Annotated in this window: 12 protein-coding genes and 1 pseudogene; 2 read left to right on the plus strand and 11 right to left on the minus strand. The window is 75.6% G+C overall.

Features of this window, described 5'->3' with window-relative positions; all coding sequences use genetic code 11:
* A partial coding sequence (locus tag BM093_RS36030; RefSeq protein ID WP_483880039.1) for an HNH endonuclease signature motif containing protein occupies positions 1-1,648 on the plus strand: 1,648 nt, incomplete at its 5' end.
* A gap of 115 nt (positions 1,649-1,763) precedes the next feature.
* Here BM093_RS36030 and BM093_RS35195 read toward each other — a convergent pair.
* The 3 genes and pseudogenes from BM093_RS35195 to BM093_RS17780 form a co-directional block, all read right to left on the minus strand.
* Positions 1,764-2,360, minus strand: coding sequence for an amidase family protein (locus BM093_RS35195; RefSeq protein WP_245773600.1), 597 nt, complete (start codon positions 2,358-2,360; stop codon positions 1,764-1,766).
* A gap of 77 nt (positions 2,361-2,437) precedes the next feature.
* Positions 2,438-3,118: pseudogene (locus tag BM093_RS38195) on the minus strand (amidase family protein); the annotation flags it as partial.
* Complete coding sequence (locus tag BM093_RS17780) at positions 3,091-5,127, minus strand: S9 family peptidase (RefSeq protein WP_093344828.1); 2,037 nt, start codon at positions 5,125-5,127, stop codon at positions 3,091-3,093. The pseudogene BM093_RS38195 and the gene BM093_RS17780, both read right to left, overlap by 28 nt.
* 178 nt (positions 5,128-5,305) lie before the next feature.
* Between BM093_RS17780 and BM093_RS17785 the strand changes: the two genes are divergently transcribed.
* On the plus strand, positions 5,306-7,015 hold the full coding sequence (locus BM093_RS17785; RefSeq protein ID WP_093344833.1) for a heparan-alpha-glucosaminide N-acetyltransferase domain-containing protein: 1,710 nt from the start codon (positions 5,306-5,308) through the stop codon (positions 7,013-7,015).
* 22 nt (positions 7,016-7,037) lie between these two features.
* Here the strand turns inward: BM093_RS17785 and BM093_RS17790 are convergent, their stop codons facing one another.
* The 8 genes from BM093_RS17790 to mptB form a co-directional block, all read right to left on the minus strand.
* Positions 7,038-8,012 carry a quinone oxidoreductase family protein gene (locus BM093_RS17790; RefSeq protein ID WP_093344837.1) on the minus strand — a complete coding sequence of 325 codons (975 nt, stop codon included), beginning with the start codon at positions 8,010-8,012 and terminating at the stop codon, positions 7,038-7,040.
* 55 nt (positions 8,013-8,067) lie between these two features.
* Entirely contained in the window at positions 8,068-8,922 is an 855-nt protein-coding gene (locus BM093_RS17795; RefSeq protein ID WP_093344842.1) for an ABC transporter permease subunit, read from the minus strand.
* Positions 8,919-9,887, minus strand: coding sequence for an ABC transporter ATP-binding protein (locus BM093_RS17800; protein WP_093344847.1), 969 nt, complete (start codon positions 9,885-9,887; stop codon positions 8,919-8,921). Before BM093_RS17800 ends, BM093_RS17795 begins: the two co-directional genes overlap by 4 nt.
* Positions 9,884-11,056: a LolA family protein gene (locus tag BM093_RS17805; protein WP_093344854.1), complete on the minus strand. Its 1,173-nt coding sequence runs from the start codon at positions 11,054-11,056 to the stop codon at positions 9,884-9,886. The genes BM093_RS17800 and BM093_RS17805 overlap by 4 nt, the downstream gene beginning before the upstream one ends.
* Positions 11,057-11,165: 109 nt before the next feature.
* Complete coding sequence (locus BM093_RS37945) at positions 11,166-12,173, minus strand: COX15/CtaA family protein (RefSeq protein ID WP_093344860.1); 1,008 nt, start codon at positions 12,171-12,173, stop codon at positions 11,166-11,168.
* Between the two features lie 72 nt (positions 12,174-12,245).
* Complete coding sequence (locus BM093_RS17815) at positions 12,246-13,025, minus strand: ABC transporter permease (protein ID WP_093344865.1); 780 nt, start codon at positions 13,023-13,025, stop codon at positions 12,246-12,248.
* Positions 13,022-13,933, minus strand: coding sequence for an ABC transporter ATP-binding protein (locus tag BM093_RS17820; RefSeq protein ID WP_093344870.1), 912 nt, complete (start codon positions 13,931-13,933; stop codon positions 13,022-13,024). The genes BM093_RS17815 and BM093_RS17820 overlap by 4 nt, the downstream gene beginning before the upstream one ends.
* A complete protein-coding gene (mptB, locus tag BM093_RS17825) occupies positions 13,930-15,546 on the minus strand; it encodes a polyprenol phosphomannose-dependent alpha 1,6 mannosyltransferase MptB (protein WP_093344874.1) in 1,617 nt (538 codons plus the stop codon). The genes BM093_RS17820 and mptB overlap by 4 nt, the downstream gene beginning before the upstream one ends.
* Positions 15,547-15,557 lie beyond the last annotated feature (11 nt).

Consider the following 15,557-nt stretch of genomic DNA (forward strand, 5'->3'; position numbering starts at 1 on the left):
CAGCCTGCATACGCTGAGCCACGAGGAGATCGTCGCGGTGATGCTGGCCCGGGCCACCGCACCCGACCCGGACACCGGCGACCCGAGCGGCACCGGTACCGACTCGGCCATCAGCACCGACACCTCCGACTCGGCCTCGGGCACCGGCACTGACTGCGGCCCCAGCTCACCATCCGGGTCCGACACCGGCTCCAACGCCGGCACCGGGATCGCTGCGCAGCATGGCGGCAGTCGCGAGCAGGGTGCCGACGACAGCGACAGCGACAGCGACAGCGACAGCGACGAAGCCGGCCACGACGACAGTGGCCGGCCGAGCCGGGCCGGCACCGAGGCCGACGGCGATACCGACAACCCCGACGAAGACGACGAAGACGACGACGGGACCAGTCCCGGGGCCTCTGGCTCCGATGCCGGAGGCGACACCAACGGTGCCGATGGCCCCGATGCGGACGCCGGTTCGGACTCGGATTCTGAGGCTGCCGACGAGGGTGCCGACGACGGGGACAGCGACGACGGGAGCGACCTCCCCGAGCCCGAACCCGATCCTGATCCTGATCTCGGCGAAGGGGACTCCGGCGGCCCGCACGATGACGGTCCCGATGGAGGCGGTCCCAGCGGCGGCGGTGGTGGTCCCCGTGGGGGCGGCCCCAACGATGATGGTGGCGGCCCTCGTGGCGACCGTTCCGGTGGTGGCGGCGGACGCCCCGTCCCGGAACGCGCCCGGCCGGGTATCGAGATCCGGCTACGCCTGTCCACCCTGCTCGGCCACGACGACCACCCCGGTGAGATCCCCGGCCTCGGCCCGATTCCGGCCCACACCGCCCGCGACTGCCTGGCCCGCCAGCAGTACGCCGAGTGGCGCTTCGCCATCACCGACGCCGACGGCTACCTGATCCTGGCCGGCACCACCCGCCGCCGCCCACCCCGACAACCCGGACCGGGTGGGCGTCCACTGATCCGCCAGGCCCACGGCGGCACCGTCGAACTGCAGGTCCCCGCCACCCTGCTCGAACAGCTCGCGGTCGACCCGCCACCCGGGTGGGAACCGTTGATCGCCGACCTGGCCGCCCAGTACGCCGACCGCGCCACCCTGCTGGCGGAGTTGGATCGGCGCTCCGGGGAGCGGTTCCCGCACCCGGCGCTGCGGCGTCACGTCGAGGTCCGGGATCGCACGTGCGTGTTCCCCGGATGCCGGCGTCCGGCGCGCAAGGCCCAGCAGGACCACACGGACGATCACCAGTACGGCGGGCCGACGACCAGCGATAATCTCGGCCCACTCTGCGTGTTCCACCATGCGATCAAGACCGCCGGACGCTGGCGGGTGCGACAACCGGTGCCGGGGGTGTTCCGGTGGCGCAGCCCGTTGGGCTGGTTCTACACCACCCGGGGTGAGCCGGTGTGTCCACCGTTGCCCGACCCGTTACCCAACCCTGGAGCCGAGGTTGGGGATGTGCCGGGACTGGGGAGTCCGCTGCAGGCCGAGTTCGACGAACGACCCCTCTACCCGGTCGGACCGGAGGAGGAACTCGAGCAGGATGACGCGTCGGCAGACCCCGCCGCGGCGTCCAATGAGGAGGAGACCACCACCCGTGAGCCGGACTCGACCATGATCGAGCGAGCACCACCGGAGGACGAGCCGCCGTTCTGATCAAACGGCTGCGACGGTGCGCTTCGCACCGTCGATCAGCCGGGTGCGACGTGCGAGTGACGGTGCCGTGCGCGTCGCGGGCTGCCCTCCCCGGGTGGGGTGTCGCCGGGGTGCGTCACGTGGGGGAGCGTTCCGCTGGGCCGACCGGTGCGGGTGTCGCCGGTGGTATGTGGTCCCGCAGGAGCGCGAGCAGCCGGTCGTCCTCACCGTGCCGCGCGACGATCTGGAGCCCCACCGGGCAGCCGTCCGGGCCGAAGCCGGCGGGGATCGAGGCGGCCGGGTGCCCGGACAGGTTGAAGGCCCAGGTCAGTGCCACGTTCATCCGGCCACCGGGGCCGTCGTGGCCGTGCGGGCCGGCCGGGGTCGTGGGCGTGAACAGCAGGTCGACCCGCTCGAAGAGCCCCCGGAGCGTCCGGTCGTTCGCTGCTCGCAGTTCGTGCGCGGCGCGCACCTCCCCGGCGTACGCGTCCGTCCGGCGCAACGTCGTCCAGGCGCGCGCCGGTTCGTGCAGGCGGAACGGGGCGTCGGTCGTGGCGAGCCCGGCGGCGACGATCAGGTTCTCGGCGGCCCTGCGGGCGATCGCGACCACGGCGGGATCGAGCTCGTCCTCGGCGAACCCGAGGGCCGGTGACCACATGACCGTCGTGGGCGCGGCGCCGGCACACCGGCCCGTGCGCCCCGGGCGCCCCATCCGGTCACGGCGTCCAGCCATGCCGGCAGCAGGGCCGGGTCACGCACCAGGACCCCGGGCACTGCGAGTCCGGTCGGGTCGATCCCGGGGACGGCGCCGGTGGTCGGCTTGTAGCCCAGCACGCCGCACCAGGCGGCCGGGATCCGGACCGATCCGGCGCCGTCGGAACCCGTCGCCAGCGGAACGACACCCGCCGCCACCGCCGCTGCCGATCCCGCGGACGACCCGCCGGGGGAGCGGTCGCCGCGCCACGGGTTGCGGGTCGGCCCCCGATCGGTCCAGCCCCACGTCTGGTGGCCGCCGCCGCGCGGCACCGAGGTCGCGCCGATCGGCACCGCGCCCGCCCCGAGCAGCCGCCGGACCGCCGGCGTCCGGAGCCCACGCAGGCCCTTCACCGCGACCGGCAACCCGTCGAGGGCCCCGGCCGCCGCAGCGGGAGTCGCCGCGGCCCGGGCCCCGTCGTGACGGGCGACGAACGCCCGCAACCACGGGTCGACCCGGTCCCGGAGGTCCCGGGCCGCCGCGACCGCGTCCGGCCCGTGAGCGGCCTCCGGGGCCGGACGGAGCCCACACGAAGTGCACGACGGCGAGGCCGGTGCGCACGGCGTGGAGGACGGTTCGCACTCGTCCCGCGACGTCACGACCCGCTCGCGCACGTCCCACAGCGCCGGAGTCCGCTCGCCCGCATCGCGCTGCGCAGGGGTTCGCTCGCCCGCATCGCGCTGCGCAGGGGTTCGCTCGCACGCATCGCTCACTGCAACAGGTCGGGCGTCGTCCACTCCTCACCCAGCACGTGCGTCGCCAGGAACGCGTAGACCGTCTCGTACCAGAGCTTCGCGTGGTTCGGCGCCAGCACCCAGTGGTTCTCGTCGGGGAAGTACAGGAACCGGTGCGGGTTCGCGGCCGGGTCCGGCTGCCGGGAAACGAGGTCCCACCACAGGCGCAGGCCGTCGCCGATCGGCACCCGGTAGTCCTTGTCCCCGTGGATCACCAGCATCGGCGTGCGGATCGCGTCGGCGTGGTGGTGCGGGCTGTTGGCCTGCGCCATCTCCGGGGTCATCTCGGTGAGCCAGTAGTGGGCGTGGTCGGTGGTCGGCCCGAACTGGTCCAGCGCCCACAGGCTGGCGTGGGTGACGATCGCCGCGAACCGGTCGGTGTGCCCGGCGACCCAGTTCGCCATGTACCCGCCGAACGAGCCACCCATCGCCGCGGTCCGGCCGGCGTCGATGTCCGGGCGGGCGACGGCCGCGTCCGTGATCGCCATCAGGTCCTCGTAGGGCGGCCCGCCCCACCGCCCCCAGCCGCGCTGGACGAACTCCTGCCCGTAACCGGTGGACAGCCCCGGGTCGGGCAGCAGCACCGCGTAGCCCCGGGCGGCCATCAGCCACGGGTTCCACCGCCACGACCAGGCGTTCCAGCTGTTCAGCGGCCCGCCGTGGATCCACAGCAGCAGTGGTGCGGGGTCGTCCGGGCCGGCGCCGGCGGGCAGTACCAGCCACGCCCGGACCCGGGTGCCGTCCGCCGCGGTCGTCTCGATCTCGGTGAGCGTGCCCGGCAGCTCCGGGGCCTCGGCCGGGCCGGGCAGGAACTCGGGGTCGGTCCCGCCGGCGCGGGCGTCCACCCGGACCGGTGCCGGGGCGGCGTCGTAGGCGTTGCGCAGGGCGTAGATCCAGTGGCCGTCCGGGCTCGGGACGGGCTCGGTGTAGCAGCCGTGGTCGGCGGTCAGCCGGACGACCCGGTCGCCGTCGGGGTCGCCCGTCGGGTCGAGGTCGATCCGGAAGAGCGGGCCGCGGCCGTCCTCGTCGGCGGTGACGATCAGCGCGGCGGAGTCCGCGGTCCACCGCGCCGCCGAGGGCCACCGGTCCCAGCCCGGCGCGACCGGCCGCGGCTCACCCCCGGTGAGCGGCACGAGCACCAGGTCGACGCGCGGGGCGAGGTCCGGGGTGGACAGCCGCTCGCGGGCGACGACGACGGTGTGCCCGTCCGGGCTGATCCGCGGGTCGCCGTACTCGTGACCGTCGTCGAACAGCAGGTCGCGGTGTTCGCCGCCGGCGACGTCGATCGCGACGACTCCCGGCCGCCGGCTGCCGTGGCCGTACGCGCGGTTCCAGCCGGTGACGACGGTGGCGCCGTCGGGGGAGACGTCGAACGCGGTCTCGTCCAGTGCCCGGCCCGGTGCCGGGGTGAGGTCGGTCCAGTCCTCGCCGTCCCGCACCAGCAGCCGGTTCTCGGCGGGCCCGAGGTCGTGGTCCCAGTGCCGGACCGGGTAGCCGGTGTGCAGGATCGCGGTGACCTTCGCATCGGAGCGGGCGGTGCGGCGCCGCTCGTCGTCCTCGCCGGTGACGGCACCCGGCAGGGTCGGTGACGAGGCCACGACCGTCCCCGAGCCGCGTCCGACGGCGACGTCGTCGACACCGCCCGGACGGCTGCCCGCCGGGCGGGCCTCACCGCCCGCCGCCGGCAGCAGCCACAACCCGGCGGGCGGGTCGGTGTCCGACGACGCGTCCGGGTCCGGGCGCGCCGACCGGAACAGCAGGTCACCGTCCGGGGTGAACACCGGGCCGGATTCACCCGCAGCACCCCGGGTCAGGCGCCGGGCGGGCGCGCGGCCCGTCGGGTCGACCTCCCAGAGCGCGGTGCGGTGGCGGGTGCCGTCGGGTTCCGGCTCGGCGACGCCGGTGACCAGCCGCGTCCCGTCCGGGGACAGCGCCAGCCCGCCGAGGCGGGGGAGCGCGACGTAGGCGTCGAGGTCGTGGAACGGGGTCTTCGCGGCATCGTCCGTCGGCACACCCGGTTCATAGCATCTCCGCCCGCACCCACGCGGGCATTACCGCGCGGCGACAGGGTGCCGTCCCCACCGCTGCCCTGGGGCCGGCCCCGCCGGTTCGCGGGCCTGCTCCACCGACCGCCGGTGCCGCCGCTGCCAGGCTCGACCGCGGTCCGCCCACCGACCCCGGGGAGACGGTATGTCCACGGCACCCGTCCAGCACCACGATCAGCAACCGGGGCTGTCCCCGCCGGAGCCGCCCGCCGGGGGCCGGTCCCGGGTGGCCGGGCTCGACGTGGCGCGCGGGCTGGCGCTGGTCGGGATGATCGCCACCCACACCCTGCCGCTCACCACCGACGACGGTGCGCCGACGGCGGTGACGACGGTGGCCGCCGGGCGTGCGGCCGCGACGTTCGTCCTCGTCGCGGGCATCGGTGTCGCCCTGCTCTCCGGCGGCCGGCACCGGCTGGACGGACGGGAGCGGGTCGCCGCGTCGGCCGGGATCCTGGTCCGGGCGCTCGCCGTCGGTGTGCTCGGGCTGGTCCTCGGTGCGCTCTCCCCGGTCAACGGGATCTGGGGGATCCTGCCGTTCTACGCGCTGCTGTTCGTGCTGGTGCTCCCGCTGCTGGGACTGGGAGCCCGCGGGGCGGCGCTCGTCACGGCCGGCGTGGTCGCCGCCGGTCCGGTGCTCCTGGTGATGGCCGAGGGCCTGGCGCTGCCCCGCGCGGGCGCCGACGACCCGACGTTCGCCGACGTGCTGCGCGAGCCGCTCGCGGTGCTCGTCCAGCTGCTCGTGACCGGCGCCTACCCGGTCGTCGTGCTGCTGGGGTTCCTCACCGCCGGGCTGGCCATCGGCCGGCTCGACCTGTCGTCGCGGCGGGTGGCGTGGTCGCTGTGCGCCGGGGGTGTCGCGCTGGCCGTCGCGGCCCGCGTCACCTCGTGGGTGCTGCTGTACCCGCTGGGCGGGCTGGCCCGTCTGGTGCAGGACGCTGAAGACCCGGCGGAGGCCACGACCTCGCTGCTGTGGGAGGAGCACCAGCCGCTGTCGACGTGGTGGCACCTCGCGCTGCCCGCGCCGCACTCCCACACCCCGGTCGACCTGCTGCACACGCTCGGGTCCGCGGTCGCCGTCCTCGGTGCGGCACTGCTGCTCACCCGGGTGCCGGTGCTGCGGCGGCTGCTGTCACCGCTCGCCGCGGCGGGCAGCCTCGTCCTGACCCTGTACTGCGCGCACCTGGTGCTCCTGGCCACCGGCTTCCTGTCCGAGTACCCGGTGGCGTTGTTCCTGGTGATGCTCGTCGGCGGCCTCGGGGGCGCCGCGGCGTGGCGGCGTGGGATCGGGCAGGGGCCGCTCGAGAAGGCCGTCTCGGTCGCAGCGGGGGCCGCCCGGCGCGCGGTCGCGACCCACACCGCACGGGCGTCCGGGGCCACGGTCCCGGCCGGGCCGGGCCCGTTCCGCGGGGTCCCGGCCGGGCCGGGGCCGCTCCGCGGGGTCGTGGCCCCGGTCGCGGCGCTGCTGCTGGTGGTCGCGCTCGGCCTCGTGGTCCGGTCGCAGGCCGGTGCGGGTGACCCGGCGGACGATGGCGGGTCGCCCGGCGTCGCGGCGGCCACCGCCGCCCCGGCCGTGCCCCCGGCGACGGGGACCGCCCGGTTCTGCGAGCTCACCGACCGGTACGCCACCCTGCTGGAGAGCCACCCCGACGACCCGCGGGCCACGCTCGACGAGGGCGCGGCGACCGTGCGCGAGCTGGAGCGCTCCGCTCCCGCCGAGCTCCGCGGTCCGGTCGGCACACTGGTCGACGAGCTGCGCGCCGAGGCGGGTACGACGGGTGCCGTCGCGCCCGGCCCGGCGGCGGTGGAGTCGGCCGAGACGGTCGTCGACGAGTTCGTCGACGACCACTGCGACTGACGACCACTGCGACTCTGACATGTCAGGACGGCAGGATCAGCAGCTTGCCCGTCGTGCGGCGGCCCTGCAGGTCCTCGTGGGCGGTACGGGCCTCGGTGAGCGGGTAGCGGTGACCGATCCGGACGTCCAGGCGCCCGGCGGCGACCTCGGCGTACACCGCCGCGGCCTTGTCCCGCAGCGACTCGGTGGTGTCGACGAAGTCGAACAGCTTCGGCCGGGTCAGGTACACCGACCCCGCCGCGTTGAGCCGCTGCGGATCGACCGGAGGCACCGGGCCGGACGCGGCGCCGTAGAGCACCAGCATCCCGCGCTTGCGCAGCGACGCCAGGCTCGCGTCGAACGTCGTCGCGCCGACGGCGTCGTAGGCCGCGTGCACGCCGGCACCGTCGGTGAGCTCGCGGACCGCCGCCGCGAGGTCGTCCACCCGGGTGTAGTCGATCACCTCGGCGGCGCCGGCACCGCGGGCCAGCTCGGCCTTCTCCGCGCTGGACGTCGTCGCGATCACACGGGCGCCCTTCGCGCTCGCCAGCTGGGTCAGCAGCAGCCCGACGCCCCCGGCCGCGGCGTGCACGAGCACGGTCTCCCCGCCGGAGAGCGGGAAGGAGTCGTTGACCAGGACGTGCGCGGTCATGCCCTGCAGCAGGGCGCCGACCGCGGCGTCGTCGCCGACCCCGTCGGGAACCGGCACGGCCTTGGCCCACGGCACCGCGACCTGCTCGGCGTAGCTGCCCAGCGTCTCGGCCCAGGCGATCCGGTCGCCGACGGCGACCCCGGTGACATCCGCGCCGAGCGCGGTGACCCGGCCGGTGCCCTCCAGGCCGGGCACGTAGGGCGTCTCCATCGGGTAGATGCCCTGCCGCTGGTAGGTGTCGATGTAGTTGACCCCGGCCGCCGCGACCTCGACGAGCACCTCACCGGGGCCCGGTGCGGGCGTGTCGACCTCGGCGACCTCCAGAACCTCCGGTCCTCCGGCCTTCGTCACCCGTACCGCACGCATGTGTCCTCCTCGTTCGACTGCGGAGCGCGCCCGCGATCATGCCCGAGACCGCAGCTCAGGCGTCGCGGCGCACCATCCGGACCATCAGCACCGCCCCGCCGACCGCCAGGTAGCCGGCCGCGACCAGCGTGCTGCGGACGAGCTCACCGGCAGGGACCGGGTCGCGCAGGACGTCGGCGGCGGCGCCCCAGCCGGTGGTGATCAGCCACGGGTGCAGCGGCTCGAGCGCCGGGATGGAGGTCAGCACCCCGAACAGGATCAGCCCGCCGAGCACCGAGGACAGCACGACCAGCGGGTGCTCGGTCCACGCGGAGACCGCGAGCGCGACGGCGCCGACGGCGGCGAGCTGGACCAGCGTCCAGGCCGCGACGAGGACGATCCGGTACAGCGCCCCGGACGGCGACAGCGTCGTCCCGGACATCGTCAGGAGCGCGCCGTCCGCGCCGAGCACCGCGGGCGGACCGATCATCAGCCAGCCCGCGGCGAGCCCGGCCACGGTGACCAGCCCGACGGCGAGCGCGGCCACCACGAGCACGCCGACGGACTTCATGGCGACCAGACGCACCCGTCCGACCGGGGCGAGCAGCAGCCCGCGCAGCGTGCCGTGCTGGCTCTCGCCGGCGATCGCGTCGGCCGCCGCCACGGCGACGACCAGCGGCAGCAACAGCGTCAGCAGGATCGACAGCGCGACCACCGGCAGGGTCAGCCCGTTGCCGGTGACCTCGGCGAGCAGGCTGCGGCGCGGGCGGTCGGACAGCACGATGCCGATCGCCATGAGCACCGGGACGGCGGTGAGCAGGACGAGCATCAGCCAGGTGCGCGGTCGGCGCAGCACCCAGCGCAGCTCGGCGCCGAGCAGCCGGCCCCAGGAGACCGGGCGTGGTGCGGTGGGGGCACCTGTGCGGTTCATGACTCGGTGATCCTCGTGAACAACGTCTCCAGGTCCGGGCGGTGCCGTCGCAGCCCGTGCACCGGCACCTCGGCCCGGACCAGCGCGGCGAACAGGACGGGCCCGTCGGGGCCGTCCTCGACGAGCACGCCGGGGCCGTCGGCACGGGCCGTGGCGCCGGCCTCCCGCAGCACCCGCAGCGCCGGGCCGGGGTCGGTGGTGGCGATCTCCCAGCCGCCCGCGACGGCGTCGAGCAGCCGTCCGAGCTCCCCGGCGGCGAGCAGCGACCCCTGCTTCAGCACGGCCACGTGCGTGCACACCGCCTCGACCTCGGAGAGCAGGTGCGACGACAGCAGCACGGTGGCACCGGTGGCCCGCAGGTCCGCCACCACCGCACGGATCTCCCGGGTCCCCGCCGGGTCGAGCCCGTTGGTCGGCTCGTCGAGCACGACCAGCCGGCGCGGCACCAGCAGCGCCGCGGCCAGTCCGAGCCGCTGCTTCATCCCCAGCGAGTAGCCGCGGAACCGTCGCCGGGCCGCGTCGGCCAGCCCGACCCGCTCCAGCGCCGCGTCCACCGCCGGGCCGGTGTCCCGGGCGGCCAGCCGCGGTTCGACGGCGGCCACCCGGCGCAGGTTCTCCCGCCCGGTCAGGAACGGGTGGAACCCGGGGCCCTCGACGAGCGCGCCGACGTCCGGCAGCGCGGCGGGCAGGCCGGCCGGGACCGGCAGGCCGAGCAGCTCCACGCTGCCCGACGTGGGCCGGGTCAGCCCGAGCAGCATCCGGATCAGGGTGGTCTTGCCGGAGCCGTTGGGGCCGAGCATCCCGAACACCGACCCGGCGGGGACGTCGAGGTCGACGCCGTCGACGGCGGTGACCCGGCCGAAGACCTTGCGCAGGGCCCGGACGCGGGCCGCGGGCGGCGCCGTGCCCGGCTCGGGCCGCTGCGCGGTCTCCTGTGCGGTCCCGATCCCGCCGGCCGTGCTCACTGCTGCAGGGCCGCGCCGAGGACGTCGGTGCCGACGGCGCCGGCGGCGAACCGGCCGTCGTCGGTGACCAGGGCCGACCCGGCGTTCGTGGTGATCTCGCGGCCGGTGCCCCACGGGCCGGAGACCGGTGTGCCCAGCGCGGACAGGTCCGGCCGGTCGGCTCCCCGCTGGTCGGACGTCTCCGGGTCGGTCGTCTGGGGGTCGGTCGCCTGCGGGCCGGTTGCCTGGGGGCCGGTTGCCTGCGGGCCACGGCCCTGCGGGACGGTCCCGACGACGACGGCGTCCCAGCCGTCCCCGACCGTCCGCAGCGCGTCGGCGCCGCCCCGATCCGGGTCGTGCCCGCGCCCCGGAGCGGCGGCGTCCGGGCCGGTCCCCTTGTCCGCGTTCCCCTTGTCCTTGAGCCCCTTGTCCTCGAACTTCTTGTCCTCGACCGTGACACCCGGCGGCGGGGTGAAGGTGAACAGCGCCGGGTCCTGGGGGCCGAACGTGACATCGTCGAACCCGATCCGCAGGACCGGTTCGGGGCCGGCGCCCAACACGGTCAGCTCGAGCGGGGTGCGGGTCTCGGCGTCCACGGCGGCACGGACCTCGCGCAGCACCGTGCGCTCGCCCGGCTGCGGGGCCAGGACCAGGGTGTAGGCGGGCCGCCCGGCCACCTCGGTCGTGCCGTCGACGTCGACGGTGCTCGTGTCGCGGAGCTTCCCGACGATCTCCCGGGCCGCGGCCTGCGGGTCCCCCTCGGCCGGGCCGGACCGGTCGTGTTCGCGGGCCGGGATGCGGGTCGCGGTGCGGTCGGCGGAGTCGTAGGCCCAGGTCACGGTGCCGTCGCGGACGTAGGTGCGCTCGCCGTCCGGCCGGGGCAGCGCGAGGCGGCCGCGACCCTCGCCGTCGGACCAGACGCGGGCGGTGGAGGTGCCGTCGGTGAACCCCTCGGCGGGGACACCGGGGATCGCAGGCAGCCCCAGCCGGTTGTCGACGGCGACGGTGCCGGCCAGCGCGGCGGGCTCCGCCTCGAGCACCGAGGCGACGAGCTCCTCCGGTGGCACCGGCGGCAGGTCGGGGGCGGCCGAGGCGCGCGCGGTGACGAACCCGACGGTGAGGGCGAGGGCCAGCGCGGCCGCCAGCGCCGCGGCGATCCCGCCACGGCGCACCCGAGATCCGGAGGTCATGGTTCCAGGGTGCCGTACCGCGGGGGTCGTGTGCACGAGTGTCCGGCGGTCAGGGCTGCTCGACCCAGGGCTGCTCGACCCAGGGCTGCTCGACCCAGGGGTGCGCGAGTCAGGGGCGCTCGGCGCCGGAGCCGGCGAGCGACCGCCCGGTGTCGGCGTCGGCGCCGGGGGCGGGACCGGGCCCGCCCGGGGCGCCGGCCGGTGCGGGGCGGCTCGCGGTGCCCGCCCACACCCAGGCCGCGGCCGCGGTCACCAGGCCGGCACCGAGCACGTGCAGCGACACCAGCAGCTCCGGGACGCCGAGCGCGTACTGCACGCCCCCGACCAGGCCCTGCGCGAGGACGACGGCGACCAGCGTCCAGTACCGCCTGCGCAGCCCGGCCGGTGCCCCGACGGCGTGGAACAGGAACCCGGTACCGGCCAGCGTGCCCAGGTAGAGGAACAGCGAGTCCACGTGCAGCTGGGTCAGCGCCGGGATGTCGGCGTCCAGGCGCGGGGTGTCGGGGTCACCGCCGTGCGGCCCGGCCCCGGTCACCAGCGTGCCCGCCACGAGCAGCACGGCCAGCACCGCGGTGGAGAACAGGATCAGCCCGCGGCCGGCCGGTGGGACGGTCCGGGTGACCGGGCCGTCGTCCTCGGTCGTCGCCGTCACCAGCAGCACCGCGAACCACACCAGCACCATCGAGGCGAGGAAGTGCAGCATCACCGTCCACCAGGCCAGCCCGGCCAGCACGGTGATCCCGCCGATCACCGCCTGCGCGACGACGCCGAGCGGCATCGCGCACGCCAGCGCGATCAGCCGGCGCCGCCGCGGCCGGGTGAACAGCGCACCGAGCAGGGTCGCGCCCGCGGTGAGCACCACCAGGACCCCGAGCAGCCGGTTGCTGAACTCGATCCACATGTGCAGTGGTGCGATCTCGGCGTGCGAGACCGGCACCATGCTGCCCGGCTCGCACTGCGGCCAGGTCGAGCACCCGAGGCCGGACCCGGTCACCCGCACCACCGAGCCGGTCACCCCGATCCCGATCTGCGCGATCAGGTTCGCGATCGCCAGCCGGCGCAGCAGCAACGGCGGGGTGGACGGCACGCGGGCGAGCAGACCGGTCGGGGTGGCCACACTACGCAGTGTAGAAGATGCAGTGCAGAAGAACGCTGCGGCCACCGGCGTTCCCGGTGTACCGGCGCCGGTTCAGCGCCAGCGCACCAGCCGCGACGCGGCGACCCCGCCGACGACCGCCCACCCGGCGAGCACCAGCAACGTTCCCGGCGCCGGGAACACCCCGGCGCCGAGCGCGTCGCGCAGCGCCTCGGCCAGCGCCCCGGACGGCAGCCAGGCCGCGATCGCGGCGAGCGGCCCGGGCAGGTCGTCGACCCCGACCACGATCCCGCCGGCGATCAGCAGCACGAACCAGACGATGTTCGCGACGGCGAGCACGATCTCCGCGCGCAGCGTGCCGCCCAGCAGGATCCCCAACGACCCGAACGCGGCCGTACCGAGCAGCACGGCGATCAGCGCCCCGTCGAGGCGGGCACCGGACGGCGTCCACCCCAGGAACAGGGCCAGCACCGCCAGCAGCACCACCTGGATCCCGACGACGGCCGCGACCGCGGTCAGCCGCCCGCAGACCAGCAGCCAGCGCGGCAACGCGGTCGCGGCGAGCCGGCGCAGCGCGCCGTAGCGGCGGTCGAACCCGAGCGCGATCGCCTGGCCGGTGAACGCCGAGCCCATGACGGCCAGTGCCAGCATCGAGGCGAGCAGCCAGCCGACCCGCGGTTCCGGCGCCGGGACGGCCGGGACGAGGGTGAGCCCGACCAGCAGCGCGGCCGGGATCAGCAGGGTCAGCAGCACCTGCTCGGCGTTGCGCAGCGCGAGCCGGGTCTCCAGCCCGCCCTGCGCGCGCAGCATCGTGAGCAGGTCGCCGCGCCCGGGGGCCGGGGTGAAGGTCCCGGCGGGGAAGAGGTCGCTCATGGCCGCAGCTCCCGTCCGGTCAGGTCGAGGAAGACGTCCTCCAGGCTGCGTCGCACGACCTGGACGTCGTCGGCCATGACGCCCTGGTCGGCGCACCAGGAGGTGATCGCGGCCAGCGCGCCGGGGTCGATCCGGCCCTGGACCCGGTAGCGCCCGGGAGTGGTCTCGGTGGTCGCGTAGCCGTCGGGCAGGCGGTCGTCGAGACCGGCCGTGTCCATGCCCGCAGGCGCCCGGAACCTCAGCTCGGTCTGGTCGCCCGCGGTGAGCTGGGCGGGCGAGCCGTGCGCGACGACCCGGCCCTTGTCGATGATCACGACGTCGTCGGCGAGCTGTTCGGCCTCGTCCATCAGGTGCGTGGTCAGCAGGACCCCGACACCGTCGCGGCGCAGCGCCCGCACCAGGTCCCACACGAGGTGCCGGGCCTGCGGGTCCAGCCCGGCGGTGGGCTCGTCGAGGAACACCAGCTCCGGGCGGCCGACGACGGCGCAGGCCAGCGCCAGGCGCTGCTGCTCACCGCCGGAGAGCCGCTTGTACGGCGTCCGTGCCCGGTGGCGCAGCCCCAGCACGTCGAGCAGCCGGCCCGGGTCGATCGGATGTGCGGCGCAGTCCGCGACCAGGTGCAGCATCTCGCCGGTCCGCACGGCCGGATAGGCGCCGCCACCCTGGGGCATCACCCCGACCCGCGGCCGGACGGCGTCGTCGTCGGGGGCGTGGCCGAGCACGGTGACCCGCCCGCCGGAGGCCGGCCGGAAGCCGGTGCAGACCTCGACGGTGCTGGACTTGCCCGCGCCGTTCGGCCCGAGCAGCGCGAGGACCTCGCCGCGGGCGAGGTCGAGGTCGATGCCGTCCACCGCGGTCGTCGGGCCGTAGCGGACGACCAGGCCGCGGGCCTCGAGCGCGGCGCTCACCGCGCGGGTTCCGCGGTGGGGCCGGTCGTGGCCGGTGCGCGCAGCAGCTGCCGCACGACCAGCAACGACAGTCCGAACATCACGATCCCGGCGATGACGGCCAGCGGCAGCTGGAACGCCCGGAAGATGAAGTCGGCCCCGGTCGGGGGCACGACCAGCGCCAGGAACGCCGAGAGCAGCAGCATCGCCCGCCGGTAGCGGGGCATCGCGCGGGTCGCGACCAGCGGCAGCAGCCCCCAGAACAGGTACCAGGGGTGCACCACCGGCGACAGCAGCACGAACGTGACCAGGCCCGCTCCGGTGCCGGTCAGCGGGTCGAGCCTGCCGCGCAGGCAGGCCAGGAGCAGCACGACGATGATGAGCACCATCGGGACGACGAACAGGCCCCGGGCCAGCGCCAGGGTCGCCTCGGTGTGGTCACCGAGCCCGGCGAGGCGGCCGACCTGGCCGGCCAGCAGGCCGAAGTCGGTGCTGACCGACATCCAGCTGAGGATCTTGCTGGGGGCCGACAGCCCGCGCAGCCAGTTGAAGCCCAGCCCGGTGGCGAAGCTGAACACGGACAGGACGACGGCGGCGATCGCGGTGAGCCAGCTGGTCATCACCACCCAGTCGACGACGCGTCCGCCCCGCCTGCGGACCAGATGGACGCCGACGAACCCGAGCGCGAGCAGCGCCGGCAGCTTCACCGCCGCGGCCGCCACGATCAGCCCCGCCCCGAGCGTGATCCGCCACCACGGCTGGATCGTGTCGTCGCGGCCGAGCACGACGTGCAGGCCCACCAGCATCAGGCCGATCATGACCGACTCGTTGTGGATCCCGCTGACCAGGTGGAACAGCACCAGCGGGTTCGCCGCGCCGAGCCAGAGCACCAGGCCGGCGTCGAGGTCGAAGCGGGCCGCGAGCCGGGGGAGCGCCCAGACGATCATCGCGACACCGGCCAGCGCCAGCAGCCGGTGCTCCATGATCCCGAGCACCACGTTCTCGCCGGAGAGCCCGGTGATGATCCGGCCGAGGCCGAGGAACAGCGGGCCGTAGGGGGCCGGGGTGTCGCGCCAGATCGTCGGGATCCCGCGGGTCAGCGGGTCGTCGATGCCCAGCGCCTGCGCCGGGCCGATCGTGTACGGGTCGATGCCGCGGGCCAGCGTCGCGCTCTGGGCCAGGTAGCTGTAGATGTCCTTGGAGAACATCGGCGGCGCGACCGCCAGCGGGATACCCCACAGGATCGCGGTGCGGGTCAGCTCGCGGCGTTCCGGGGCGGGGTGGCGGGCGCCCCGCGCGGTGAGCATCCGGGCGATCCACAACCAGGCGGTCACCACCATCAGCAGCCCGGCGTAGGTGATCGCGATGGCGAGGGTGACGTTGCGGGCCGGCAGGCCGATCACCCGCAGGCCGTTGAGCGGGTTCGGCACCGGGAAGGCCCCGGAGCCCAGGGCGCTGATCCCCATCAGGATCGCGCCGGTGAGGCCGAGCACGCGCGCGATCCGCGCCTGCTCGCGCAGGCCGCGACGGGCGGCGGGGGGCTTGCGGCCGGTGGGGCCGGCCGGGGAGCCCTCGGGCGCCGCTCGCGTCGGGGAGTCGTCGCGCCCGGGTGGGGCGACCTCGGGCGTCACCATGGCCACGGAGG

The sequence above is a fragment of the Pseudonocardia ammonioxydans genome (genome assembly GCF_900115005.1).
Taxonomy (GTDB): Bacteria; Actinomycetota; Actinomycetes; order Mycobacteriales; family Pseudonocardiaceae; genus Pseudonocardia; species Pseudonocardia ammonioxydans.